This window comes from Terrabacter sp. 2RAF25 (genome assembly GCF_052115265.1).
Taxonomy (GTDB): Bacteria; Actinomycetota; Actinomycetes; order Actinomycetales; family Dermatophilaceae; genus Terrabacter.
This window is the reverse complement of record NZ_JBFRGJ010000040.1, coordinates 1-523: the sequence shown is the minus strand read 5'-3', so window position 1 is coordinate 523 and position 523 is coordinate 1. Positions and strand designations below refer to the sequence as shown.

The 523-nt window shown below is 59.8% G+C and carries 1 protein-coding gene; it reads right to left on the bottom strand.

The genetic code is table 11. The features are described from left to right. Positions 1 to 153: 153 nt before the first annotated feature. The coding region (locus AB4091_RS21855) for a hypothetical protein (RefSeq protein ID WP_442295017.1) at positions 154 to 523 on the bottom strand (370 nt) is incomplete at its 5' end.

Here is a 523-nt window from a genome sequence, read left to right as displayed (position 1 = left end):
CGTCTATGATCTTCCGGAGGGCGGCGACGAGCGAGTATGTCTTGCCGGCTCCCGCCCCAGCCTCGAGACGGAAATTCTGCCCGTTCTCCAGACATTGTTCAATGCGGGTTTGGGCTTCTTGGGCCGCCAACACTGCGGGGGATGGTCTCTTGGTCATGCCGCGGCCTCTTCCGGATGGGCGGGCAAGAGCGGTGGCGGTTCAGGGGCAGGAGGAGGCTCGGAGAGCCAAATCAATCCCTCCCGGATATACCGCGGCACATTCCATTCTTCTTCCATGATTGCGAAGCGGATCGCTTCCTCGGATTTCCCGAAGCTCTGCGCCATCTCCCAAGCCGCTGTCGCGGCATGCTCATCGTCCTGGATCTGGAAATGACCGAGATTGGCGAGGATTAGCGCGTCCTCGTAGCTTCGCGCGCAGTGAGTAGAGCCCGTTTCCGGCGTCTGATAGGCGATGCGGCAAAAATTTCTTGTCTTCTCCGCTGCCGTTTTCACCGTCAGCGACGCTACCGAGACGTCGTTATCA